Origin of the sequence: Nostoc sp. KVJ3, from assembly GCF_026127265.1 — a bacterium.
GTDB lineage: Bacteria > Cyanobacteriota > Cyanobacteriia > Cyanobacteriales > Nostocaceae > Nostoc.
The window spans coordinates 1-26,104 of sequence record NZ_WWFG01000014.1 but is presented as its reverse complement, the minus strand read 5'-3'; the positions used below and the strand labels follow the sequence as shown (position 1 = coordinate 26,104).

The 26,104-nt window shown below is 41.4% G+C and carries 24 protein-coding genes; 6 read left to right on the top strand and 18 right to left on the bottom strand.

The annotated features are described in order from the left end of the window. Window positions 1-72: 72 nt before the first annotated feature. Both GTQ43_RS39955 and GTQ43_RS39950 read right to left on the bottom strand, forming a co-directional pair. Entirely contained in the window at window positions 73-780 is a 708-nt protein-coding gene (locus GTQ43_RS39955) for a tetratricopeptide repeat protein (RefSeq protein WP_265278171.1), read from the bottom strand. A 30-nt stretch (window positions 781-810) separates the two neighbouring features. Continuing rightward, window positions 811-6,003 (bottom strand): hypothetical protein, encoded by a 5,193-nt coding sequence (locus GTQ43_RS39950; protein WP_265278170.1) that lies wholly within the window; start codon window positions 6,001-6,003, stop codon window positions 811-813. Between the two features lie 47 nt (window positions 6,004-6,050). Between GTQ43_RS39950 and GTQ43_RS39945 the strand changes: the two genes are divergently transcribed. Further along, window positions 6,051-6,581: a hypothetical protein gene (locus GTQ43_RS39945; protein WP_265278169.1), complete on the top strand. Its 531-nt coding sequence runs from the start codon at window positions 6,051-6,053 to the stop codon at window positions 6,579-6,581. 216 nt (window positions 6,582-6,797) lie between these two features. On the opposite strand, the gene GTQ43_RS39940 is transcribed toward GTQ43_RS39945, so the two are convergent. Then, window positions 6,798-7,199 (bottom strand): hypothetical protein, encoded by a 402-nt coding sequence (locus GTQ43_RS39940; protein ID WP_265278168.1) that lies wholly within the window; start codon window positions 7,197-7,199, stop codon window positions 6,798-6,800. Between the two features lie 209 nt (window positions 7,200-7,408). Here GTQ43_RS39940 and GTQ43_RS39935 point away from each other — a divergent pair, with 209 nt between their 5' ends. Then, complete coding sequence (locus tag GTQ43_RS39935; protein WP_265278167.1) at window positions 7,409-7,531, top strand: hypothetical protein; 123 nt, start codon at window positions 7,409-7,411, stop codon at window positions 7,529-7,531. Window positions 7,532-7,705: 174 nt separating this feature from the next. Here GTQ43_RS39935 and GTQ43_RS39930 read toward each other — a convergent pair whose 3' ends face one another. The 3 genes from GTQ43_RS39930 to GTQ43_RS39920 form a co-directional block, all read right to left on the bottom strand. Continuing rightward, window positions 7,706-8,512, bottom strand: coding sequence for a hypothetical protein (locus tag GTQ43_RS39930; RefSeq protein WP_265278166.1), 807 nt, complete (start codon window positions 8,510-8,512; stop codon window positions 7,706-7,708). A 175-nt stretch (window positions 8,513-8,687) separates the two neighbouring features. Further along, the gene (locus tag GTQ43_RS39925; protein ID WP_265278165.1) at window positions 8,688-9,122 is read right to left on the bottom strand and encodes a hypothetical protein; all 435 of its coding nucleotides are present in this window, start codon (window positions 9,120-9,122) and stop codon (window positions 8,688-8,690) included. Window positions 9,123-9,252: 130 nt separating this feature from the next. Continuing rightward, on the bottom strand, window positions 9,253-10,359 hold the full coding sequence (locus GTQ43_RS39920; protein ID WP_265278194.1) for a ParM/StbA family protein: 1,107 nt from the start codon (window positions 10,357-10,359) through the stop codon (window positions 9,253-9,255). A gap of 749 nt (window positions 10,360-11,108) precedes the next feature. Between GTQ43_RS39920 and mobF the strand changes: the two genes are divergently transcribed. The 4 genes from mobF to GTQ43_RS39900 all read left to right on the top strand — a co-directional run bounded on the left by mobF (window position 11,109) and on the right by GTQ43_RS39900 (window position 17,857). After that, window positions 11,109-12,788 carry a MobF family relaxase gene (mobF, locus tag GTQ43_RS39915; RefSeq protein WP_265278164.1) on the top strand — a complete coding sequence of 560 codons (1,680 nt, stop codon included), beginning with the start codon at window positions 11,109-11,111 and terminating at the stop codon, window positions 12,786-12,788. Window positions 12,789-12,940: 152 nt separating this feature from the next. After that, window positions 12,941-13,597, top strand: coding sequence for a hypothetical protein (locus GTQ43_RS39910; RefSeq protein ID WP_265278163.1), 657 nt, complete (start codon window positions 12,941-12,943; stop codon window positions 13,595-13,597). Then, complete coding sequence (locus GTQ43_RS39905) at window positions 13,591-14,352, top strand: hypothetical protein (RefSeq protein WP_265278162.1); 762 nt, start codon at window positions 13,591-13,593, stop codon at window positions 14,350-14,352. The genes GTQ43_RS39910 and GTQ43_RS39905 overlap by 7 nt, the downstream gene beginning before the upstream one ends. A 118-nt stretch (window positions 14,353-14,470) precedes the next feature. After that, window positions 14,471-17,857 carry a DUF3854 domain-containing protein gene (locus GTQ43_RS39900; RefSeq protein WP_265278193.1) on the top strand — a complete coding sequence of 1,129 codons (3,387 nt, stop codon included), beginning with the start codon at window positions 14,471-14,473 and terminating at the stop codon, window positions 17,855-17,857. 70 nt (window positions 17,858-17,927) lie between these two features. On the opposite strand, the gene GTQ43_RS39895 is transcribed toward GTQ43_RS39900, so the two are convergent. The 12 genes from GTQ43_RS39895 to GTQ43_RS39840 all read right to left on the bottom strand — a co-directional run. After that, window positions 17,928-18,776, bottom strand: a complete 849-nt coding sequence (locus tag GTQ43_RS39895; RefSeq protein WP_265278161.1) for a restriction endonuclease — start codon at window positions 18,774-18,776, stop codon at window positions 17,928-17,930. Between the two features lie 261 nt (window positions 18,777-19,037). Further along, on the bottom strand, window positions 19,038-19,877 hold the full coding sequence (locus GTQ43_RS39890; protein WP_265276882.1) for a hypothetical protein: 840 nt from the start codon (window positions 19,875-19,877) through the stop codon (window positions 19,038-19,040). 217 nt (window positions 19,878-20,094) lie between these two features. Further along, entirely contained in the window at window positions 20,095-20,283 is a 189-nt protein-coding gene (locus tag GTQ43_RS39885) for a hypothetical protein (RefSeq protein ID WP_265278159.1), read from the bottom strand. Then, window positions 20,276-20,692: a hypothetical protein gene (locus GTQ43_RS39880; RefSeq protein WP_265278158.1), complete on the bottom strand. Its 417-nt coding sequence runs from the start codon at window positions 20,690-20,692 to the stop codon at window positions 20,276-20,278. The genes GTQ43_RS39885 and GTQ43_RS39880 overlap by 8 nt, the downstream gene beginning before the upstream one ends. 52 nt (window positions 20,693-20,744) lie before the next feature. Further along, on the bottom strand, window positions 20,745-21,323 hold the full coding sequence (locus GTQ43_RS39875) for a TraM recognition domain-containing protein (RefSeq protein ID WP_265278157.1): 579 nt from the start codon (window positions 21,321-21,323) through the stop codon (window positions 20,745-20,747). Continuing rightward, the gene (locus GTQ43_RS39870) at window positions 21,293-22,300 is read right to left on the bottom strand and encodes a type IV secretory system conjugative DNA transfer family protein (RefSeq protein WP_265278156.1); all 1,008 of its coding nucleotides are present in this window, start codon (window positions 22,298-22,300) and stop codon (window positions 21,293-21,295) included. Before GTQ43_RS39870 ends, GTQ43_RS39875 begins: the two co-directional genes overlap by 31 nt. 240 nt (window positions 22,301-22,540) lie before the next feature. Beyond that, on the bottom strand, window positions 22,541-23,008 hold the full coding sequence (locus GTQ43_RS39865; RefSeq protein ID WP_265278155.1) for a hypothetical protein: 468 nt from the start codon (window positions 23,006-23,008) through the stop codon (window positions 22,541-22,543). 654 nt (window positions 23,009-23,662) lie between these two features. Next, window positions 23,663-24,013, bottom strand: a complete 351-nt coding sequence (locus tag GTQ43_RS39860) for a hypothetical protein (protein WP_265278153.1) — start codon at window positions 24,011-24,013, stop codon at window positions 23,663-23,665. A gap of 29 nt (window positions 24,014-24,042) precedes the next feature. Then, a complete protein-coding gene (locus GTQ43_RS39855) occupies window positions 24,043-24,603 on the bottom strand; it encodes a hypothetical protein (RefSeq protein WP_265278152.1) in 561 nt (186 codons plus the stop codon). Between the two features lie 447 nt (window positions 24,604-25,050). After that, on the bottom strand, window positions 25,051-25,494 hold the full coding sequence (locus GTQ43_RS39850) for a hypothetical protein (protein ID WP_265278151.1): 444 nt from the start codon (window positions 25,492-25,494) through the stop codon (window positions 25,051-25,053). Window positions 25,495-25,706: 212 nt separating this feature from the next. After that, on the bottom strand, window positions 25,707-25,925 hold the full coding sequence (locus GTQ43_RS39845) for a hypothetical protein (protein WP_265278150.1): 219 nt from the start codon (window positions 25,923-25,925) through the stop codon (window positions 25,707-25,709). Next, the coding region (locus tag GTQ43_RS39840) for a hypothetical protein (protein ID WP_265278149.1) at window positions 25,888-26,104 on the bottom strand (217 nt) is incomplete at its 5' end. The genes GTQ43_RS39840 and GTQ43_RS39845, both read right to left, overlap by 38 nt.

The window sequence follows — 26,104 nt, the reverse complement described above, 5'->3', positions numbered from 1 at the left end:
CAAACAAATCTTTGTAAACTTCATGATCTCGAAAAAGCTCCATAATCAAACTTCGAGTAAAAGCACAGTAAATCATATTCCCTCGCGCCTCATATAAATCGAACGCTTTAAATAAATCTTTTTTAGCGCCTCAATATTGCCCAGATGGAATCTGACTGTCCCTCGTCCACAGTATGCTTCTGCACAATCAGCATCTAGAGATAATGCCTTTTCTAAATCAGAGAGTGAACTTTCTAATTCCCCACATAAAAAATAAATATTCGCCCTATTTATATAGGCTGATAAACAGTTTGGGTCAAGTAAAATTACTTGATTGTAATCTAAGATAGCTGCTGGATTATCACCAGTTAGATTTTTATACGTATCAGCCCGATTTAAATAAGCTTGGACTAAATTTGGATTCAGGGCGATGGCTTTAGTGTAATCTTCAATCACCTTGGGGAATTCTGATTTATGACAGATTTTTGATCGAGCTAGTCCCCGATTATTATAAGCTTCAGCAAAGTTAGGATTCATTGCTAATGCGTTATCAAAAAGTTGAATCGTACCTTCATATTTTTCGATTTGAAACTGAATCATTCCTATAGTATTGTGAACTTCCGCAAAATTAGGATAGAAATAAAGTGCATTTCTGAAGCACTCCATTACTCCAGATAAGTTTCCTGATTTGAAATGTTCCAATCCTTTTTCATACCACAGTTGACCTTGTTCTACATCAATCTCTTCCATTAATTTCACCACATATTTTCTATTGTGATTTATAATTGCTGAAATATTCATCAACTCGGATCTTTGACCGACTAAGTTAATTTATCTGTGTATTTCTAGTCCTTGACTTTTATTTTGCGCTAAAATTTTATCTATCTGACTATTCGCATCCTCAAAAGTTTGCAATATCTGTGGAGTTAGTTTATTAGTCTGCACCTGACCAGATTGTAAGTTTAAAACTACCTCCCCATTTTTCTGCGAAATAGTTAAATCTCTCTGCTGGGTATTGAAAGCTAAGTCATAAATCTTTCCTTGGACTTGAGTGCCATTTTCATTAGACTTACCCCAAACCATGCCAATCCTTTGAGCAATTTGAGTCAGCCGACTGATGGCTTCAAGCTCAAATGTATCTTTATTCATTACTGTCAACACTTGGGCTAATAATTGCTCACCAGCTTTAAACCCATTTGCCACTTCTACAATGCGTTTTTTGTAATTTTCCGACTTCCCTAATTTATCTGCGGCATTATACCAATTTCTCAAGTCATCAATAGTAACTGATTGAGGTTTGACTTCTTGGTTGGGTGCGGCTCTGTCTTGTGGTTCAGGAAACGGGACTATTTTCCCGTCCACATAATCCCCCAATGGCTCTAGATGTAGTCCCCAGACCTGCCCTTTGCCCTTGAACAATTCTGGTAATGCTTTGGGTGAGTGCTTTTCCATGTCAGCCCATTGCTGTTGATAAACGGGGTCAGCAATCATATTAGGTGTGATTTGATACTGCTTACCGACTCTAAAGGCGACTTGCTTACCAATGCCTGTCGCCAGAGCAATATCGCCCTCCTTAAATCCATACTGTTTGTAAGGCTCATAAGCTCTAGTAGTGTGAGTTCGACCATATCCTCTGATCGCATCAATACAAGTGTTTACTGGTATTGGATTGGTGTCACCATGCATCATTAAAGGGTAGTTCATCGGAATCGGTTTGCCTTTGATGACAGGAGGAGCGATATTTTGAACCTCTTGGTTTGGGTGGAATTGAGCGCTTTGTTGAGGCGGAGATTGCGCTGTTTGTTCTGGTGGTTTTAAAAACTGTGGTCGTGTGGCGAGGGAATTAACCCTTTGTTGATACTCACTATCCGTTTCAATCACAGCCCCAAATTTCTTGGCCATGCTCTCTAAAGTTTTGGCAGGAATGGAGCTATCAACCAAGTTAAATACCGCTAGACCTTTTTTAGTTTCCCTGATAACATCTTCCATTGGTACTTGCTGCCATTCAACTTTTTGAGCAGTTAACCATTTAGTTACAGTATCAACTTTCTGGTTGTCAACAGCCAAGCCCATGACTCCAAGTTTTTTGTTTGATTCTGTCGAAAATAAGAAAGTAGGACGCTCTTTAATCTGATGTAGAATATTCGCACTACTCTCAATCATCTCTTGTTGTTCAGAATTAACCGATTGAGTCCCAAAAGCCTGAAATTCCTTCGTCCACTTCTGGGGATATTCAACGGTATTAGGGTCAATTTGAGCGCAAATCACAGAAAAATTACTTTCAACGATTGCAGGCGCGAGTGTAAGTTTTCCGGTTTTGAGCAATCCAAGTTGTCTGAGTGCGTCTTTGTCTTTTTTGAAGTGCAATACTCCCAGGGGTTCACCATTCAAAAATACAGCATCTCTAGTTTTAGAAGCTGAGGTTTCGATAGTCAGTTTTCGGTAATCTTGATCATTGAATGTCTGACCAGAAAAATCATAGAAGTTAATTTTATTAATTTTGAGGAGATTTCCATTGGGAGACTCACCCAGGACAAAAGCTTGATCTCCAGTTTCGGAGATAGAAGTAAGTTTTAACTTTAGAGGATTACCATTTTTGAGATAATTAATTTCTTTTAACTGTTGGGCAGAATCACTGTCTAACTCACCCAGGGTCAAAGCATCAATTTTGATTTTTACTGTTTTGTCAGTCACCGGCACAGTGCCAAATTCCAAGTTGACCGGTTCGGCGTTAAAAACAAGTCCTGCATAAGAGAAGTTCTTGAGTTCGCGGATAGTAATTTCAACCGGCTCGTTTCCTGGTAGTCCAATAGTTGCTTTGGCAGTGGCAGGTTCTACCCCAACCATACAAGAGAGCGCTTTCGTACCAATGGGAAGCAGTGCAGTTCTGGTTTCGAGCATGGCGAATTCCTTATATTCGCCGTCAGCATCCTGGACAAACATTAGTCTGGAAACGTGGCGTTCATGTCCCGGTGGGTGGTGGCTAGCCCTGATTTCTATAGGATGTTTTTCATGAGCGTTCCAGTCTCGACCCAAAAATTGATTCGCTTCATTATTTAATGTGACTAACTTCGGTTCAGTAAATTGCAACTTATCTAAGCGAGAAATAATCTCAGTTGGGAAAGCAGCGAAGGCGAAATTGGAAACTTTTTTGGCGATCGCCTGGGGGTTTGCGTTTTCTTTTCTTGCAACTTCGAGTTCATCCTGGCGGGATGCACAGATGTTCCAAGCGGCGGCAGCAGATGCAAGTTTTTCTGACTCTGGGATAGAAGCGTAAAATGCTTCAGATGCATCATTTGCCAAGGCAAAGAGTAGTTTAGTTTGGCTTCTAGTAAGTTCTGGTTTTAGTTCTAGGAGTTTAGCTCCCTGCATGGTCATCCCCGCCTTGAGATTGTAATCTGCTTGCGATTGTTGGCTAACTGTCCCCAGGTTGCGGTAAGTGGGTTTTCCATCTGGCCCAACCTCGCCATCTATCTGTGCAACTGCTAATAATTTATGGGGGCGTTCACTGTTTGTGAATTTAATCTCATCTAGGCGAATATTAAGTGTCTGGGCTTTCCAGATTAGGGGATGCCCGTAGCGGGTGAGGTTGGTAATTTCGAGTTGCGTTCCTGAATTTGTTTGAACAACTGCGCTAGGGCCAGACTCTGTTTCTCGCCGCCTTGAGGCACGAACCGCAGCATTGAATTTCAGATCGAACTCGTACTTCGCGGCGATCGCTGCAAATTTTTGCTGTGGTGTAAATTCTACTCCTTTGAATAAGTCTTTAAACTGGACGATGGGGCGCGATTCTAACTGTGATTCTTGGAAATATTTGTTAGTTTGATTAATTAATAATTCTACAGGGGAGTAACCAGTGGGAGTAATACCAGAGTTTAAATAAGCTGAACGCGACTTTTTATCTTTAATATAATTAACATCACGATACAAGTAGCGGCTGTTCTCCCGGATTTTATCCATTTCAGGTTTTTTTGCACTTTTGAATAAATCAACTGCTATTTGGTTTTGATAACACCCCTCACCAATCATTTCTCGGTACATCAGGCGGTTAACATCCATCGCCTGCTGAATAATCTCTGGAGTTCTGTTAGGATTCTCTACTAGAGCTACCACAGATTGCATGAAAGGTTTGTACTCTGCTCTAATTGGTTTGGGCTTCTGGTCATATTCCTGTTCAAGTAAACTTTGATAATGGCTAGATACTTGCTCTAAATATTCTGATTTTTGTTCTAAAGTACCATAAGTGTTTAGTACCTCAATTTCCGATTCTAATGCTTCCAGTGCCGTCACTTGATTGTTGATTATACCCACGCTGATGCTATCACTCATGTGAATAGCGATTTGTTCAAAGTCAGGTTGGGTTCCATCGCTGGGATCATAAAATGATTGTTTTTTGAGCTTAACCGTGGGCGAATAGGCGTTTTGAGGAAGGTTTCTTCGCTCTGCCTCTGCCGTTAAGTTGGGATATAAGCTAGCTTTTGCCACACCAATGCAGTCACCATCATAGTCTCGCGCTTGGCGTTCTGATTCGGTTTCGAGGGGATTAACTTCGTTGTGTTCAATGCCTTGAGTTTCTAGCGCCTCAATCCTAGCAAGTATACGTTTGTGGTCTTCATCGTTGACTACAATTATTCCTTGCAAAGATTTCCCATCTGGCGCAACACTGTCTTCAATATGTTTATTAGTAGAGACACACAATCCATTAGAGTTGAGGAAAGGAGAGCGAAAGTTAAGAACTTTTTCTCCAAGCTTCAGCCAAGGGACACAGATTTCACCATTTTTGAGTTCCTTAGAGGGAATAATCATTCCTCGGTCAAAAGTAAGCGTTTTCCCAACAGCAATATCTCGCCACTCACTTTGTACAAACCGACTTAATTCCTGTTTAACCTTCTCAGTTTCTAAAAGCTGCTGATGCCCTAGTAAATCGGCTTTAATGAGTTTGTACATGAACAAGTCATCTTTAGTACTCTCGTCATCTAAGTCCTGATCTACATCTAAGTCATCATTTCTCCCTAAGTTTTTAACATCTATTTCTTGATTTGTGACTTCTCCTGTTTTTAATTTATTTTGGCTCAATGATTCTTTACGTTTTTCGTATCTTTCACAATAGTAAGCAGCAACAATTCTAGGGTCATCTTGAATAGAAGCTAATCTTTGAGCTTGTACCTCTAGTGACTCGGCAAAATCTTTAATCCCTTGGGGGAAAGATGCCAGCAGTTGGGAGATAGACATCTGACCTTGCTGAGATTGCCCTTTTTCAGCTAACCAAATATTTTGCTGATATAATCCTGGTTGAATCTGCGGTTTAGTAGGCCCTTTGGGTCTATCCTTGTCTGTTCCCTTAAAACTGCTTACGGGGAGAATTATGTCTATTTTTGGTTTGTTATTTGGATCTGCATATTTGATTTCGTCTAATCTGTATGGTCGGAGTGTTCCTTTGCCAAAACGATATTTAGTAGTATCTTCTCCAACTCCATCCACCCAACCAAATCGATGCTGAATTACACGATAGCTTTTATCTGGTTGAGATTCTCTTAAGGTTACTTTGTCATAGAGTTGGGTTGAAATCTGCCCATAACAATCGCCAACTAGTTTATATGCCAAATCATTCGATAATATCCCTCCATTTTCACCAGCCTTTTCAGTAGAATCATCCACTACCAGAATATTTAATTGTTCATGAATTGCATTTTTACAACTCCCTAGAAAAATCGAACCATAAGCCCCACGGTCTTTACTATCGGGACAAATTTTTGGGATAACTTCTAAGCATTCTTTATCTCCATAAAGTAAGCGAGTCTTAGAAGATAGCAATAAAATCTGTCCATTTGGATGATTCTTTAATTCTTCAGCAGTGCTGTATTCATCTGAGTGTCCAAAGGAAAATTCTTTATCAGGAAAGTAGAATTCCAGTAAAGTATTATTGAGCTTTTCAGTTAGAATTGATTGAGAGTTCGTTTGGTTATCGTCTGTATAGATCCACTGATTTAAACGAGGCTCAAAATGCTTCAATTCCAAAGTCATAAGATTTAAAATTTGATGAACATTAACTAAATTTTTGAGAGGTTTTTATGTCAAGGATTAAGCGTTGGATAAATATGCACAAGAAAGAGTTCCATCCAGATGGCAGCTTGAAAAATGAAGCTCGACAAGAAATGTTATCTGTAGGAATGAGTAACGAGGCAATTGATGATTATGCCTCTAGACTGAAAGCAAGATACGACGAGTGGAAGCACTTGGACGAAACTGATCCAGAGCCGTGGCCAATCTACACAGCCTACGATTTCTTCACTGAACAAGAAAAAAAAGAATTTAACCCAGATGGTTCTCTCAGACCTGAATATGTAGAATATGCTCGTCAAATTGGCATCAGTGAAAGTGCCCTCGAACAGCTTGAGTGGCGTAAGAAAATAGAGATTGATGATTATAATGAAATGTCTGCCTCACACGTAGAACAAGGCATCAACTTTGGTGCATGGTTAATGAGAGGAAGGATTGAAGATAGCAGAACATACGTCCAACGTCGTCAGCAGATGGAGCAAGACCTGCGTAACTTTGAGGATGTTGACAGCTTGCCTTTCGACAAAGACACCTCTTATTAAAGTAGGTGAGTTACGCTGTAAAGAAAGTTTTTATCCATCAAATACAGTGATTTTACTTGATTATATGAAAGAAAGGGATCGCTTCACCTTGGGCATGAAAGTAAATATTTATAAACTGCCTTTTTACTCCGTTGACTTGAAAGATTTTAGAGATTGCTGATGGAGTATCATAGTCAGTAATCGCAGTGCAGTAAATATACCGCACTGTAACTGTGTTTATCTATGATGTTTTTTAATGTGTGGTAGGGTGTTTTTTGATAATTGTTTGCTAAGAGATAATTCCGACGAAGAATTATTAGATATTGATGAAGTAGCTATTTTATACGTCGCAAAACAGCAAGGAATAGCGACTAAAAAGATTAAGGTAGCCTGACCAATTATTTGCCACAAGTTGGAAGTCAGTTGAGACTGAACTCGCTTAAAGAAAACAGACTCTAACTTTTGCTGAGTCGTGCGATTTTTCAAGTACTCTAAAACTTGCAGACATTCAGATATGTCCTCGCCTTTGTGGACTTTTTGGCACAGCAGAATTTCTAAGCGTTCAATGCGACGTTCTGGAGTTGATAAATTGATATCATCCCAATCGTCCCAAAGTTTAATTTCTTTTAGGTCGTTCATAACTTCATTCCTATATCAAACTATTGATGCTGTTCCAAAGATAGGGAAAACCAAAACAGACAGTTTCTCTTTCCCAAAAACTTAATTACTTGCGTCGTTTAGATTTGCTCTTATTACGTTCATACTCAGCAACGATATCCTTTGCTTGTCCCGGAAGAATCACACTTTGATTGTGGAATCGCATTTGATATACCTGATAACAGAGACTTTTGCTATTAGGACAAGACAAGAAAGTTGGTAGATTAATGATTGCCACGGCTGTAGCAGTTGTAGAAATCAAAACGCCACAGATGAAAAAGAAAATCCCAGACCGACCCGAACCAATCCACTGACCAAACCAAAATAGGTTAGATTTGCATTGTTCAGAGCGTTGTTTGCGGAGTTTTTTTCGTGACTCCTGAGCTTCGTTCCAAGCTTGCAGGTTTTCGAGTTTGTGGCAGCTAATCGGGTGGCTTTGGCATCAGAGGCTTTTAGTGCCTGAATCTCAATAGTTTGTCGTTCCTGTTCTAGTCGGAAGTCGAACCATTCTCTGAGTTCGGCGGCAAACTGTTCAAGGGCTGCTGTAGCTGTAGGGTTTGCACCTTCAAAGTAAATTGGGGTTGAGGCTTTCCCACGGCACGAGCTTTAATCATTTCAAGTAAGGAACGCCAATTCTGTTGAGAACTTTCTGAAGCTAGTTCTTGTGCTAAATATTTCAAGTACAAACCTGGGGCAATGGCAGCGTGTTGTCCAGCTTTCTCTCGCAGCATTTCCCCAAAAAGTAAATCGCCAGAATCTTGTATGAGTCGTTCAGTTTCTTCAAGGCTTAGTTCGATATCTGCTGCATCCAAAACACCTGCTCCAAAGTTTGCTGCGATCTCAATTTCTGTTTTTCCCTGATGTCGTAAGTTACAGGCAGCGAGAAAACGCTCGGATTCCTCTAAAGTATATTCATCTTGTTCTTTTAGTCCGCAATCAGCGAAAATCTTTAAAGCTGTAGTCAGGGTAAGCTTAAAGCCTTGTTCACGAGCAAGACTTAGTAATTCAGTTATATCTAAGGATTTAGTTGCTTTTTTCCCAGACTTTTTCCGCCCATTCTTGATTTCAGGTAAAGAATTATCCTGAGTTTCTGACAGCACAACGTCAACGACTGGTGATAATAGGGCCATCACGTCCTCGTCAGTTCCACCCTGCTCAATTAAGGTGCGACATTCACGAAAACGGTCTGCATCATCCTCTGTATATAACTCTTTTTCAGGTATGCCACTCAAGCGTAAAGTCCGGCTAATTTCTGATGTTGAAAGGTCGTTAAAAAGTTCTGGTGGTTGATACATAATCATGCACTCCTATTTAAAAAGCCTGAAACGACATATTTGCGTTAATTCACCAGATGATAATTGGGAGTGGGCGTAAATAAATTTAGGGCTGCTAAAACCCTTCAAAGCTTGGTAATTCCACTACCTTTCCCCCTGCCCCCTTCCCCCTGCTCCCCTGCTTCTTTGGTCAGTCCTAAAAAGGATTTAACCAGTCAGTTTCCGACTCCAATTCTTCTGGTACGGGAGTTCTGGCTATTTGTAATGGTTCTTTGACTGAAGTCCTGGATATTGGTAATGGTGATGATTGTATTAGTTGTAGTGGCTGTGATTGATTAGAGGCTACTGCAATCATCGGCGTTCCTTGAGAGGGGATTTCTCCCAGCAGTCCCATCAGATATGAAGAGTGGAGTTGAAGGCGGTAAAGACAAGCACGAATGTGTGGCTCTAAATCCACTGATTGATCCACAGCTTGATAAGCTAAAGGAAGCCAATAGCTGCTAATAGCAATCATCGCCATATCCTTAGCAGGATAAAGAGTATTCCGGGAATTTAGATACTTAATGACCATCGCTTCGGAACTATCAGCCTTAACTCTACTTCGTAAGCGAAACTCAACATCTGAAAACATTCTAATATTCCTTTAACAAAGCAAATTGCTAGTACAACACGGCGTAAATAAACCACCGATCGCAAATCAATAAAACGCTTACGATGTATACCTTTTTGAATGCGTGAATTTTTAATTCTGCCTTGCAGTACTATGACGCACGATGGTTTGAAATGGATGACATAGCGTGTTGGTAACGAAACAATCCATATACATCAGTGAAACGCAAGCACAAGGCATCTTTTTTAATCGGCAGGTTAAAAGCTAAACGCACATCCTCAGATAATTCTGCTGCCCATGAAATGTCGGTATGAGTAAACAAATTTTTCAACTCCGAGCCTAAATATTCCGACGTTCCACCACCAATAATTACTTGCTCAATATGGGCAGGAATATTAATTTTGAGCCAAGTGGATACCCTTTCCCAGTATTCTTTACGAGATAAGTCAGCCACTTCAATAATTTGTGCTATCTCCTCAACCTTAAAATCAGACTTCTTGCTCCGAGCCAAAGGTTTGCAGTATCTCGGTTTCAATGTCGGGCCTGATAGATGAACAGCCTTTAACAAATCATGTAAGTTTTGCCCTGATGTTCGGCTTTTGATTCTCTCCAGCATCCACGCCAAGCCCAATCCTTCCGTCTTTCCAGTTGAGATACCACGCTCAAAGATTACGGCTGATATATCCCGAAAACCCACCATCACCACAGCAATGTTCACTTTATTAAAATCTGTCCCAAGTTTTTTACTTCGCGTCAATATCAGTCCACCACCTTCGGGCAAGCACTGAAAGTTAATCAAATTTATACAAAATTGTTTCCCTCGAAAGCTAAAGCTAGACAGTGCCTTAGTTAAACCCCTCTCCAATCTCTCTCTATCTTCCCACTCCCCATAAGGCAATAGCAGTCCCAATGATAAATCAAAGTTTGCCTTCAAAGAATCTCTAATCGCTATTGCCCCCACTGCTGCCAAAGTTTTTGGAATCGCGTTCTCATACTTGAGTTCTAAAAAATTGATTCGCGCTTCAAAATACTTTTGTGCCAAAAACCCAACCGCATAATATTCTTCGTTGTACTCTATCCACGCTTCATTCTCTGGATTGGGCCGATTCATTTGCCCAGACTCATATAAATCCAGCGAGTCTTTGGAAATCTTAATTAACTCTGGTTCCATACACAGCAATTCTGACTTGTACGAAATCTCCGAGAGAACACGATAAACCATCTTCGTCATTGAAGTTCCCGGATCAAGACTCAACATTAAATCCACAAGAAAAATTCTCCCTGTTTTTGACCCTTTTTTTGTCTATTTAATTGATAATTACTCTCAAAATCAACCGCCCAAACCGTGATTTTTTCCACATTTACAAAGAAAGATTACAGTTTTAGCAATACTCTTTGACTTTTCATAAATTCGTGCATCTGATAGAAAATCTCCACAAAATCTCTCAATTCCCAATTTTCACCAATTACATTCAACATCTCCCAATATCTAAACAATATCTCCCAAATCTCCAATTCATTTCTTACCTTTTCAACTATTCAACATCATCTAGTCACCAAATTCTCATTAGCTTAATATTTTCCAACAATTCCTAAGACTTCCCAAGACTTCCTAGTACTTCCTAATAATTCCCAATTTTTTCAAGGATTATCCCAATTATCTAGTAATTAGCTGAAACAACCACAAACCATACAATCCATCTTTTTCTGACGCACAGTACGCCATATTTGGCGGAAAGAATGCTCGATTTTTTGCTATATTAAATGACAGGAGAGTTGGGGAAATAAAATTTTGTTTTGGTCAAAGTCTCACGAAAAAATTTTCATTCGTCATCAAGCACTACGAAGTTTGATGACGGGGATTGATTTTGACTTCAATACTTATTGCAAGGGTGATTATCTTGCAATAAGAGAAAATAATCAGAATTTCTTGACGAGAGTAGGCCGCACTAACAGATGGAATAGAACAAGGATTAACTTTTGTAAACCCCATAACAGAGGTGAGCCATGCTAACAGCGGCTAACGTGTCCTCAGAGATGGCGGTGAACTACTTCATCAAGAATTACTATCACCAAGGAAAGTCGCTTTGGAATGGTCAAGGTGCTAAAAAGTTGGGGTTGTCAGGGGCAGTCGATGACGAAGACGCTTTTAAAAATATCATTGAGGGGCTTACGCCTGATGGTCGTGAGGTATTGAATGCCAGAGTAGTCAAAGAAAAGGGGAAAGGAGAACGCAGAGCCGCATTAGACTGTACATTTTCTGCGCCCAAAAGTGTAAGCTTGATGGCATTGGTGGGTGGGGATACACGGTTAATCGATGCCCATCATCAGGCGCTAAAAGAAACCCTGGAGCTAATAGAGCAGCGTTACGCCTATACCAGAGTGACAGACGATAACAAGAGACATAGGGTTAAGACTGGTAACTTGGTCGTCGCGCAGTTCGATCACATCGAAAGTCGGGATTTAGACCCACATCTGCACACCCATTGTTTGCTGATGAACATGACCCAAACTCCAGATGGTAGGTGGTTGAGTTTGGGCAATAATGAAATATTCGCCAATAAGAAATTCTTGGGGATGGCATACCAAAGCTCTCTGGCGCGTGAGGTGCAGAAGCTTGGCTACGAGACAGAGCTTCGTTTACATGGGCAGTTTGATATAAAAGGGTTTAAATTCGAGGATTTAGAGGCATTTTCTAAGCGGCGACAGCAAATCATCGCCTCATCTGGTGCTAATTCGACTTGGGCCGAACGTGAAAAAATTTGGGATGATACCCGCCAGCGTAAGGAAAAGTTACCAGAGTCAGAGTTAAAAGCTTACTGGGTTGAAGAAGCAGCGGCGCTAGGAATTACCTTTGTCAAACCTGGGGAAGCTTGGGAGAATGTACCAGCCAATGATTTGAATTTGAGTCACGTTTTGAATTTAGCGATCGCTCACTGCTCAGAAAGGAATGTAGCATTTACCCAGGAAGACTTAGAAAAATTCGTCCTAGAAGAACGTTTAGCCACTGATGTAACAGCCATTGAGCCATTGATAAAATCCCACCAGGAGTTAATCGGCTTGCCAGGTTTAACTCATCAATTTACAACGATGACAGCAGTCCGGCGGGAGTTGGCGACAATAGAGTTAATGCAGCAGACACAAGGCAACGTTAACCCAATTTCGCACCCGGAAGTAGTTGAAAGCCTTTTGGAGAATACTTTACTGAACAAAGGGCAACGGGAAGCGGTAGAATTAGCTGCAACTACATCTGACCAATTCATTGCATGGCAGGGAGTAGCTGGTGCTGGGAAAACTTTTGCTCTTAAAGAACTCAAAGCGATCGCAAGGGATGCCGGCTACACTATTATTGGCTTCGCCCCTAGTTCCTCTGCTGCTAAGGTTTTGAGCGAAGAGTTAAAAATTCAGTCTGAGACTGTTGCTCGATTACTGGTTTCGGAACCACCACCACAGATTGAACCAAATCAAATCTGGATTGTGGACGAAGCGGGTTTACTCAGTGCTAAGGATGCCCATGCACTCCTACAAAGAGCAACCTTACTTAAAGCTAGGGTGATTTTAGTCGGTGACACTCGGCAGTTGTCAGCAGTATCAGCAGGTAATCCCTTCAAATCCTTGCAGCAAGCAGGAATTAAAACCGCACACCTCAATGAATCGTTGCGCCAAAAAGACCCTCAACTAAATTAGCAGTAGATTTAATTGCTGATGGCAGGATTGAAGCTGGTTTTGAACGACTAGAAGCCAACGGTTCCATACTTTCTATAGATAGTTTTTCCAAAATAGAGCAGATCGCCAATGATTATATAGTAGGGACACCAGAGCAGCGACTCAAAACTCTTGTGTTAGCTGGAACAAATACAGAAAGACTTGCCCTTACCCAAGCGATTCGCTCGAAGCTCAAGGGTGAAGGAACTTTGGGAGAAACTGCAACCATCACCCAATTGCAAACCAAAAATCTGACAAAAGTACAGATGCGGTTTGCCCATAACTTTGAAATTGGTGATGTGATCATGCCCACACGGGATTACAAACGCCGGGGGCTTTCTAAAGGCAAATTATATGAAGTGGTAGGTCGAACTACTGATAAGTTGACCCTTATAAGTGATGAACGTCAGATTTTGCAGGTAGACACGGCTTTTGAGAAAACAGTTTATCAGAGTCACCAGATTGAAATTGCTGTGGGCGATCGCTTGCAATGGAAGAAAAACGATCGGCAATTGGGACGACGCAACGGGCAGGAATTTACTGTAACAGCGATCGACCTGAATATCGTCCAGATTAAATATGCTGATGAGCGTACTGAATCCATTAGTTTGGCACAGGCGCAAAACTTAGACTATGCCCTTGTGAGTACAACATATAGTAGTCAGGGGAAAACTGCGGATCGGGTGTTAATTTCGGCAGATTTCACTATTGGACAGGAAAGTTTTTATGTTGCTGCCAGCCGTGCAAGGCATGAATTAAAATTTACACCGAAGATCCAACGCGATTGGTAGAGTTGGCGCAACAGTCGAAAGCCAAAGAGAATGCTTTGGAATTGCTACGAAAACAAATTCAGAAATCGACTTTCAAGCAGCACCAAGCAATAACTATAAATATAAGTGCCCCTTTTGAGAAGCCAGTACTAAAACAAGAGACGACAGTATCTACTCCAAATGTCGGGCCAATTGTGAAATCAGTTGCATCTAGCCGAACAACAAGCCATGATTCATCAATAAAAGTACCGAAAGTCTTGCCCGTCTTGAAAGAGACACCAAATTATAATACTGTTGAATCGGTTTTCTCTAAGCCAGTACTGAAATCTCCTGTCCCCACAGAAGCGTTTTGGACACCATATCATACTGAAGACATTCCCAATTTTATTGAACCAAAGGATTGGCAGGAGTTTGAAAATAGTGCTATTCATCCCGATATTACAGCGTTGAACTTTGAGAGTCTTCAGTTTAACTATGCAGGTGGTGAGCATGAAGCCTGGGAACGGCTCATGGTCAGCGAAAAACTGAATCGAACAAATACAGGACGGCTAACAGATGGTTTTATAAGGGCATATTCGCATCTTGATGCTGGTGGATGGTGGTGTGATGCTGGAGTTGATGCGCGAACATTTGCTAACTTAAAGCCAGGTGAGAAACCGCCGATTAAACGATGGGGATGCTACAAGCCAAATCAACCAAGACCCAAAAAAGATGAGTCTGGGCAAATAATTGAAGGGAAATTCATTAAATATGAGCATCCCCAAAAGTTGAATTAAGTATCTTCTTGCTAGATGTCCCTGACGATATTGCCGAACGCATTTACTCCAAACACAAGGTGAACCCAGTGATCGCGATCGCCAGTCAGGATTTTGGTACTGTGTCTGGAAACATAATATCCCCTGTGCTCTAGCAGAAGGCGCGAAAAAAGCAGCCAGTCTGTTGAGTCAGGGTCATGCTGCCATTGGGCTACCTGGGATTTCATCGGGATACCGAACTCCCAAAGATGAGTTTGGTAAAAAAATCGGTAAGTCTTACCTACATGAGGAATTAGCGGTTTTCGCCACACCAGGGAGAGTTTTCAAGTTCTGCTTTGACTACGAAACCAAGCCTGAAACTAAGCTCCATATCGAGCGAGATATTTCCGTGACTGGAAGATTGTTACAAGAAGCTGGAGCAAGAGTAAAAGTTGTCAGCTTGCCAGGGCCTTCTAAAGGTGTTGATGATTTCATAGTCGCAAGTGGGCCACTCGCTTACGAGAAATTGAGTCATCTTGCTCCAACCTTTCGGGACTGGCAACAGCAGAATCAGCATTCAAAGACTGCGGCTTTTCCACCTTTGCGTAAGCCGATACCAGAACAACGTTCTATACAACTTGAGGGAACAGGCAACAGGGAACGGGCAACAGGGAATGACAAATTGGATCTCTTACCAACACACAGGGAAGAGGAAATAGAAAAAACTGTTGCCTGTTCCCCATTGCCTGTTCCCTATCTTTTACAAAATAAACCACAGGTACAAACCCATGACTTTAACCAACGACAACAACCTAACTCAGATACAGTTCCTAACCGAGAAGATAGAGCAATTGACCCAGAAAATCGAGCAGTTACAAACCAACAGCCAGCAATTGACCCAGAAAATCGAGTTCTTAGAAACGAGCCAAGCCGAGAACCTAATCGAAATGAGCGCGAATCAGTCGAACTTCTTGCAGCAATTAACCGAGATGCTGAACTCGAAAAAGTCTTCGAGCATGGAGACGATATTGCAGGAATTAACCAAAGCTCTACAGATGATGGGCTTCGAGGTCAACGAACAGAGAAACTCTCAAGACAAATTAACGGACAAGATTCAACAATTTTTAATAGAGAAGCAAATTATGTCCATTCTTCACAACCAGCCACCAGACAACTCTTAAATACAATCTCTGATTATATTGAGCAATCAGCTGTCGAGTCTGCTTTAACCCAAACAATATTAGGGCTAACAGAACAACTTTCTCAATCTCATCAACAACTTGTCATTGCTAAAAGTACATTCAATGAGTTTGAAACAGCATTGACGGCTGAGTTGCAATCTTATGCAGAAAATAAAGCTATTCTGTCAATCTCTGATTATGTTGAGCAATCAGCTATCGAGTCTGCTTTAACCCAAGCAGTATTAGGATTGACAGAACAACTTTCTCAATCTCATCAACAAGTTGTTAATGCTAAAAGTACATTCAATGAGTTTGAAACAGCATTGACGGCTGAGTTGCAATCCCATGCAGAAAAGAGAGCTATTTTGTCAATTTTTGATTATATTGAGCAATCAAGTATTGAATCTACTTTAGCCCAAACAGTATTAGGATTAACAGAGCAACTTTCTCGATCTCATCAGCAGTTAGTTGAATATCAAACTGCATTTAATGACTTTGAGGAAGTATTGACAGCTGAGTTGCAATCCCATGCAGAAAAGAGGGCTATTTTATCAATCTCTGATTATATTGAGCAATCAGCTATCGAGTCTGCTTTAACCCAATCAGTATTAGGATTGACAGAGCAACTTTCTCAATCTCATCAACAACTTCTTGCATCTAAGACTACATTCAATGACTTTGAAACAGCCTTGACTCAAGAGTTAAAACCTCATGCAGAAAAAGGAGCTATTTTATCAATCTCTGATTATGTTGAGCAATCAGCTATCGAGTCTGCTTTAAACCAATCAGTATTAGGATTGACAGAGCAACTTTCTCAATCTCATCAACAACTTCTTGCATCTAAAAGTACATTCAATGACTTTGAAACAGCCTTGACTCAAGAGTTAAAATCTCATGCAGAAAAAGGAGCTATTTTATCAATCTCTGATTATATTGAGCAATCAGCTATCGAGTCTGCTTTAAACCAAGCAGTATTAGGGTTAACAAAACAACTTTCTCAATCTCATCAACAACTTGTTGCTGCTAAAAGTACATTCAATGACTTTGAAACAGCCTTGACTCAAGAGTTAAAATCTCATGCAGAAAAAGGAGCTATTTTATCAATCTCTGATTATATTGAGCAATCAGCTATCGAGTCTGCTTTAAACCAAGCAGTATTAGGATTGACAGAGCAACTTTCTCAATCTCATCAACAACTTGTTACTGCTAAAAGTACATTCAGTGATTTTGAAACAGCCTTGACTCAAGAGTTACAATCTCATACAGAGAAGAAAGCCATTCTGTCAATCTCTGATTATATTGAGCAATCAGCTGTCGAGTCTGCTTTAACCCAAACAATATTAAGCTTAACAGAGCAACTTTCTCGATCTCATCAGCAGTTAGTTGAAGCTCAAACTGTATTTAATGACTTTGATGAAGCGGTTACGGCTGAGTTGCAATCTCATGCACAAAACAAAGCCATTCTGTCAATCTCTGATTATGTTGAGCAATCAGCTATTGAGTCTGCTTTAAACCAAGCAGTATTAGGATTGACAGAACAACTTTCTCAATCTCATCAACAACTTGTTGCTGCTAAAAGTACATTCAATGAGTTTGAAACAGCATTGACGGCTGAGTTGCAATCTCATGCACAAAACAAAGCCATTCTGTCAATCTCTGATTATGTTGAGCAATCAGCTATCGAGTCTGCTTTAAACCAAGCAGTATTAGGATTGACAGAGCAACTTTCTCAATCTCGTCAACAACTTCTTGCATCTAAGACTACATTCAATGACTTTGAAACAGCCTTGACTCAAGAGTTACAATCTCATGCAGAGAAGAAAGCCATTCTGTCAATCTCTGATTATATTGAGCAATCATCTGTCGAGTCTGCTTTAAACCAAGCAGTATTAGGATTGACAGAACAACTTTCTCAATCTCATCAACAACTTGTTGCATCTAAGACTACATTCAATGACTTTGATGAAGCGGTTACGGCTGAGTTGCAATCTCATGCAGAGAAGAGAGCTATTTTATCCACCTCTAACTCTGTTGAGCAATCAGCTACTGAATCAACCTTAGCTAAAACATTACTAGCAGAATTAAAGTTGCATCTCAAACAGATGATTCAGGGTTTAGATATTAAAAGATTGGCAGAAGTAGTTATGGAAGTAGGAAAATATGTCAAAGGTGAAAAGGTAACAGGAGCAAAGGTCAGCGAGTTATTTACGAGTGTTACAACTGATGCAAAAGTATTGACTTTTGAGGAGAAAATGAACATCGTTAGGCAACTGATTAGAGATGACAAACCATCGATTCTGAAGAGATTGAAAATAAACCCTCAACAATCAGATGATAACGGGGAGCATCTACAGTTTCGACGCTAACTTATCAGTTATCAATTATCAGGTATCAGATATTTCCATTCATTCATTCATTCATTCATAGGTTAGTTGTTTACTGATAACTGTTCACTGTTTTAACTGGTATTGTTATTCCCACTATTTTTAACTGCTTACCTAAGACAAAATTTACTAGTTTCTGACCGCTCACTAAGATTATTTTGTCGGAGCGACGAATCAATTGTTTTGATAACTGTCCAGTTATGCCAGTATGCACGAAGAATCCACCATTAGCTCCTTCTCCTTCAATACAGCACAGGAAATCTTTGATGTGTTCTGGGCTAATGTAATCAGCGTAACGCTTAACCTGGATTACATAAAGCTTTCCCAAAATCAACACGCGACCATCTATCCCGCCGTCACCGGTGTACCGAAAGTTGCGTTGGATTTGCCAGCCCTGTTCAAAGCAACAAGTGAGTACCAATTCTTCAAAAACATAAGGCGATATCCTGCGTAGCGTAGCGATTACTACTGGCAATTTGGCTAATTGAGTTATGCTACGAAGCTCAAGTAATACTTGACTAGCGTACTCAATATTGTTCAAGTGTTTCTTAAGATTTTTAGGTAATCTAACCCTTGCTGTTCGCGCTGGGCTTGGTAGTAATTGCTTTTTAAAATTTTTAGCTAAGAGAGTCTTTTGCGTTGGTACTGAGCTTTGTCGTACAGGCTTGTTAAAGTTTTTAGCTAAGAGAGTCTTTTGCGTTGATGCTGGGCTTTGTCGTACAAAATTTTGAGATGAAATGTCAGACGATTTTGTACTCTTAGGTGGTAATGGCGATTGCTTAAAACCTTGGGAGCGATACTTTGACTTTGGTATTGAAGGTGGAAATAAAACAAACAGCCAAGCTAGAAAAATCATTCCACCCAGTGCAAACAACAAACCAATGATTAGGATTAGTATCATTTTTACGCTCCCCTTTGATCATGGAACACCATTCCCGGATTTCTCACCACACCTCGAATGGAGGAGTAATGAGTAGTGAGCAAGGAGTAATGAGTAAGGAGTAAAATTCTTAACTTATTACTCATTACTTATTACTTATTGCTTATTGCTTAAAGAAGTAATGAATAAAATTCTTAACTTATTACTTATTACTCATTACTTATTACTTATACGCAAAGCAGCTTGTGAGAAATGCGGGCATTGCTCCCCTTTGATCATGGCTTACCTGTGCATATTTCTAAATTGTGATTCTTGTTGAGAATCCTGCTGAATTTGATGATGCATATCAACAACAGATTGAACCTTATCAAGTGCCTGTAACTGTTGCTCTGAAACGTTAGGCGATAAAACTCCATCAGTGAGAACAGTCTCGCCGTTTTTGGCACGAACAATTACATTATCGCCAAGACGTTCAAAATCAAAATTTGTACTTTTAAAACTCTTAGAACCATCAGGGTTATCTTTGCCCAAGATATTCAGCATTGCTTTGACACTCTGTTCAATTGCTTGACCTTTAACATCCTCAACAGCAGCCCGTAGTTCAGTTCGAGTATTGTCAATAGCTGACTTGACACCCATAAGGCTTTGATCAACAGTGTTTTTAACACCGTCTACCTGTGTACGTAACTCGGCTGTTAAATTATTGACTTGTTGATTGAGTTCATTTCTTACACTGTCAGTCTGATATTTGACTTCATCCTTGAGGCTAGTAACCTGTTGATTAACTTGAGATTTGAGCGAAGCAATTTCCTTTCTGAGCTTGGTTACTTCAGGTGTTAGCGCATCTTTAACCCACTCAAAAACATTCTTGGCAGTTTGTTTTACCTTGTTCTCAACCGTACCCACCCAGTTTTGAAGAACCGTATTTTGAACTTGTGGTAAAGAACGTTCATTCACCTGGGACAACACTTTTTGGGTGTTTTCAATCAACTGCTGTTGTTTCTCCAAAGATTTACCCATTTCGGCAACTTGAGCAGCTAGTTGTGATAAAGATTCGGGTGAAAGCTGTTCTGATTTGATACTATCTACAAGTTTTTGTTGTTCGCTTAGTTTTTTCTGCAATACTTGCACTTGTTTTCCTAAAGCTTCTACACTGTAGATTCGCTCATTACTGACAACTTTATTTGGCTGTGATGGGGAGCTAAACCTAATTTGTCAGTCAGTACTTCTCCATTTTTAATATGGAATACTTTTTCATTACCAATTTTAATAGAAATTGCACCTTGAGAATTTTTCGGGTCAGACAGAGCTTTTTTTAAGTTCTCTACTATCGTTGGTGTTAATAAGTTTTTAGAGGGGATTCTCCCAATGTTCCTTGATAAACTTTGCTAGAGCTAGAGTAAATATGAACATCATTGCTGGGATCTAATCCTTTTTCTTTAGCCTTCGCATGGATGAGTTTGAGGAGAGATTCTAAAATTTCTAGATAATCTCGCTTAATCTCTTTAGCTTCACCATCATCAATCATTCTTTTCACCTTTGAGAATTGACTGAATTAACACATCGGGATTAATCGCTACTTCTGGCAAAACTATGCCACCGAGTTTATTAAGAACCTGTCTCCCTTCAACTTCAATGTAAGCAAATTCTCCGTCAATCATCACTGTTATCGATGATGTATTTTTTTCAACATCAGCCGGGACATAATCTTTCAAAACACCATTTAATACAAAAATGTTGGCATCATCTGCATCGCCGCTATAGACTTCAAGGCACTCAGGAAAATAGTTAGCATCAAAAGGCAAGTTATCCCAACTATCAGCAGTGTTTAAAATCTCGCTTGGATATTTATCTGCTAGGGCTGCTATATCAGGAGGGAGTTTAGCAATTTGTTTTCTGTCATAATCAGAGAACGGATAAAACTTACTTGGCGACATGAATTTTCTCCTTCAGATTTTTAGCTTTAATTTGATTCCAGATAATATTTGCTTAAATCAGACTTGCATATTCTGATAATTGCTCTTGATTTTCTATCAAAGGTAACAATTTTATCGCTGAGGCTCGGCGAATTTTCATTTCTTCATCTGCTGGAGTTAAGAGAGTAGACTCTTTAGATAAGAACTTTTGAAACTCGTACCAAGCTTTCACACTGTCAGCTTCCGATTGGATTTCATGCTGAGGAATCTTAATTGATTGCAATATTGGCAAACTTATTTGACCACGAGAACGAAATCCGGGACTAATAATTACTGCTTTTCCCGATGGTAAGGTGTTAAATTGATTGACATCAAATAACTTGCGAGTACTGTTTTGGTCAGAATTAGAAATACTTGCACCACCCTTGCCTCCTGATGAGCGAGAACGTTGCTTGTATTTAATTTCTTCTTCACCTAAAAACTTACTAAATCGTTCGGCGGCGACATCATCTTGGGGATTAAAGAATGCTTTGGTAGCACAACCACCAAAGATGGCATTAGTTGTGTTTTCACCATAAGATTCAATCAGCATTGAGAGATTTTGTAAACCTAAGATAGAAATTAGTCCATCCTCGCGTTCTGATTCAGCCAATCAACCAGTGCTGGTAAATATAATGTCGGTAATTCATCAATCCCCAAAACCATTGGACAAGTACGTTTGTTAGCCACATTCCGGCTAACTAATAGATGCAGAATCGAGACAAGCAAAGGGGCAATTACATCACGCTTCTCTTTGTTCATCCCGAAAATCACCATCTGCCGTCCCTTCAAATCCAGTGGAATATTAGTTTTTCCACAGAATGCTGCTAATGCCGAGGGAACCATGAAGCGGCTGAACAATCCGCTAGCTGTACCCACAATACTAGCTGCTGTTTCTGGCGACCCTGCAACAGATACAAACTGTGCGAAAGCCTCTCTAACCATGAAGTTTAGATTTTCTGCTTGCTCAATGCGCTTAACTAACTTTGGCAATCCTAGTATCGCTTGGCACATCATGATATCTGGATACTCTGTGCCCTTTGCCAGCATAAAGACGGCTTGGACTAACTGATCGCCAGCGTTGGTAAAGAAGCTATTTCCAGAATCTTTATCACCGAGTTGGAAATTGCGATTGAGTGTAATCGCAAGCTGCCGTGCCATTTCTGAGTCTTCATTACTGCGAAGAAAGTCTATAGGGTTGGCAACTGCTGATTCTGCAAAGCCTGGGGCAAGCACAGTAACCTGATAACCGCGTTCTATCGCATACCCTGCAAGTATTGGAGCTTGCCCTTTAGATGGAGAATCAGCTGATTCCTGGGAGGCGTATTTGAAATCATATAAAGCCAGAGGTAAGCCCTGATCAATTACAGAGCGAATCAGGGGATTAATCATTGAAAATGACTTTCCACTCCCTGGGCCACCACAAACTAGGATGCCTCGCTGTGCCTCTGGAAAATAAAGGGTTGTTGAATCTTCAGGGATGCAAGTTCTACGGACACCATTAATAACCTCGCTCGTTATATTCTTGGGAGTTCCCACATACAGCGATACTCGGTTATGCAAGCGTTGCTGAATTTGTTTACACGCCAATTGACGAGCCGCTGTTTTTCTCTTATCCCGCCCCACCGCGCGGTCGCTAGCTTGGCTTTCCCCCCCCTACTATCGATGATTTTGGCGATTACGATCACCGCACCACAAACGAGTACCCCTAAACCTGCGGGAGAAAACAGCGCTGATTCAAGTCCTGCGGGAATAAATTGATTTGGCTTAACAATAGTCTTAGGAGTCCCTGTCATCGTCCCGTCCCCACGATAACCAAATCATTCTCACTCACGGGCAACCAGGGAACTGGCCCAATGAAGTAAGGGGTGCAAGTTTTCTGCTGAAATGCGGTCGCGCACAGATCCTAAAGAACAAGCCAAAGTCTGCGGTTCCAAGGGATTCATTAACTCCAGTCAGCGCTACCTTGAATCCACTACCATAAACCAACCGCCCCGTGGGTTCCTTGCCCCCATTCACGGCGGCTAGAATTCCATAACCACCCTTGACTTGTTGGGATGAGCCAGAAGCCCAGCGCTTGCCATACAAGCTACCTTCAGAACCAGCAAAATCACCCATTTCTAGGTATGAGCATTCCTTGCCGGGAGGACAAGCGACTGTTAAAGTGCGATCGCCTCTGACAACACTGCCAGATACAAAGTAATTGTTACCTGCCTTTGCATCGCCTTTTTCAGCCGTCCCAAGTACAACCGACGCGATACCCACAACGTCTATCCCAGAGCTAATAGGCTGAGGCATTTATCAAAGGGCACTTGACTTAGTTTAGGAATTTGATTCACATAAGCTTGCGCCATGATTCAACTTTCCTAGCGAGTTTTGGTCAATCCAGGAATGAATTAAGAGAATACTTACTTAGATCAATCTTATCTAGCGTCAAATCTGCGGCTTGAGGATTTGAACTGATAGCCTGAGAAATAGTGCGCCGCCGCCATTCTTGGAGAATAGTTCGGCTAATGGGGAACTTCTGATAGGCTCAAATTGCTTAATTCAGGCATCGCCTTGACCAAGGTTTTGGGCGTTTGCCATTGCATTAATCCAAAGTCTTTGAGGGTGGGTTTGGTGGTTGTGGCTCTAGTGGCAAAGCCACCGTCCCAATGGCCTTTAAGCTCAAGGCAGACATCTTAAAAGCATCATCTGCACGCCCAACATCACAACAAGTCTACTTTTTGCCCTGCTGTCCAGAGCGCGAGGGGTCGTAGCCAAAAATCGAATCAGGTTTTTAGGTATCTTTAAAAATCCTGGTTGCTGAATCGGCGGGAGCGTTTCCCATGTAATTTTGACCAATCGGGAGCAGCAGTTTTGTACAAGCCATACGAATAATTGATTGTCGGTGTCTGTGCGACTGAGGCGGAAAGCGGAACGAAAGAAGCTATTGCAGTCAGTAGAAAGAGTTTAGATTTCATCATTTTTATTGGAGTAATCGGGACATTTTTCTTTCACTTTCAAACCTACGCGAATACAAAAAGTGGTTAGGTCTTCACGAATATATCTTAAGAAATCACTCACAATCGCCCCATTCAAGTAATTGATCAAAAGTGGTTTTATCGACCTGAGAAAGCGAAACTGCCTCATCTCTTGTCTTGCCACGCCGCAATAGCTTGATAGCATCTTGCACCTGTTCCAGATGGTAGATCCGGGTCGAACCTGACCTTTGCGCCCAGCTTCTGCCAGCCCAAAAGCGAGAGCATTAGCATCGTTTCTCTGAATCGCACCATTTAGTGTAGTCCCAGGATTGGGGCGCATTAAGGCAACAGGCTGAGACTTTTGTACTGTTATTGTTTTGTGGTCGTGGCGGCGAAGGCTGCTGGACTACTGGCGGCACTGATTGCGGTTTTTTCAACTGTTAGGGGAAGTGGCGTTCGCGGACGGCTAATTGGCAATGGACGAGCTGAGTCAGATTTAATCACTAAGCTCGTGTAAGCTGGGTTGCCACTAGCGGGAACTATCTTAAATTGATAAAGATTTTCATTGGTAAGTAATGTAATTTGAGTGCTTCCATTGCTGCTAGAGGTAACAGGAAACTTGATCGGGTCAATCTGGCGAAGGAAAATTACAGTCGCTTTGCCTCCTGTGCAGTCAGAATCGTTGCCTGATGACTGGCATAAAGCACCATTTGAAGTAAAGGCGAAGCGACTGGGATCGCCGATCCAAACTTGCTTGATAGTTTCCCCTGTAGACATCAAATTAATAGTTAATCCGTAACCCTTCCACACCTTTAATTCGATAGCGTTGGAGTTTGCATCGTTCTCGTAAACCGTCCGCACGGGCATTGCTGCCGCACTTGAGGCAGTAACTATTAAGAGGGTTGTAACAATAGCGAGTTTATTTAACATTTTTACAGGGAACTCTTAACTCTTAACAGGAAAGATAAAACACGTAGTATCAATATTCAGAGGAAGCGTATTCATCCGTGGGGTGTTAATTGCGAATTGCGAATTGACTAAAGCGATATTGTTTGATTAACGAATATTTGAACTGACTTGCCAGCATCGATCACGAACACTTCTTCTTTGCCACTTAACTGCTGAGAACGCGCGACGTTTGAGCTTTTGATATTTTCAAGAATGCTATTAAAAGCGCCTTCACCAAAAGCAGCAGGTAGGTTTTTGTCGTCGTTTGGTGGTTGAAAGCGTGGAAAATCCGTTTGAGTTAGTACTGGTTTGACTTGTGGGCGATTTTGTATTTCTGCTGCCTTGGCAACTCCGCGACAATCGCAGAAATGAAATTGTTACCCAGGTTGCTACCTTTACGGGACTCTGCTTTTTAAGAAACTGCCGTTTTTAGCCATAATCAAAACAGTTTGGTGGTAGCGGTTTCTCTTGCGTATCGCCGTTTATATTGACCAATACTGAAACGCCGCGTAGTTTGGCGAAACCCGAACCATTGGACTGTGCTAGTTGAACAACTAGATAAGCACCTACGGGCAGCACGTCGCTACCATCTGAGGCTTTTAAGGGTTTTGTTAGTTTCACCAAGTAATTCTGGTTGCCCGCGTCACCAGTGCCCCAGGCGATCGGCGTTTCTAGTCTGCCCTCTGCGGTGCTGCCAACGAGTACGCGAAGAGCGTTGTAATTAATGCTAGTGTTCTGGGCGACTTGTGTAGCTCCTCCCGTACCTCCTTCAATTCCATTAGTCTTGATGGGTTTCTCGCTTTCTGATTCATCGACTGAACCTGAAACTGCCAGCGTTTGCAGCGAGAAGCCATTGCTGTGCGGGATCAACATGAACGGCATAGCTTGCAGCTGTTGGCATCGATTGCGGGAACGCCAAAGGATTGTCTAACTGGCTGGGCAATTTTGGGCTGGGGCTGCGATACTCTAGCTCTCGATAAAGTGAAGGGCGCTGTCGGCTGCCTGGCGACTGGGTAAGAACGTTGTCCGCGCTGCACTGGTTGCATCGGAGGGATAACGGGGGATTGCGATGCGGTTGGGTTGGGCTAGGGGGGCGTTGGGCTTGGCAAGCGATCGCGAATCTGCTTTAACTCGTAATTTTGGCTAGTCAGAGCAAGCGCTGTTTTATCCTTGCCCGTCTCATTTTCCGGCTCTGCTAGGGGCGTTTGCTCTTTTTCTTTTGGTGCACAATGCCCTTGGAAAACTTCAGCACATTCATTGAGTTGCCTAGCATTGCCCCAATGAGCGCCACGAAGAGAAGGCAAAATTAGGGCAACAACGCCCATTTTTAAGAGTGGAGATTGCGAGACTGTTCGAGCAGTAACAAATTTCTTCTGGGGCGGGATTCTGTTCTGGTTGAATTGAATCATTAGCTTGAGAAGTTTTAGCGCCGTTCATCGGCGCAAAATCTTGCGATTCTATCTCAACGAAGAGGCTCTTGGTT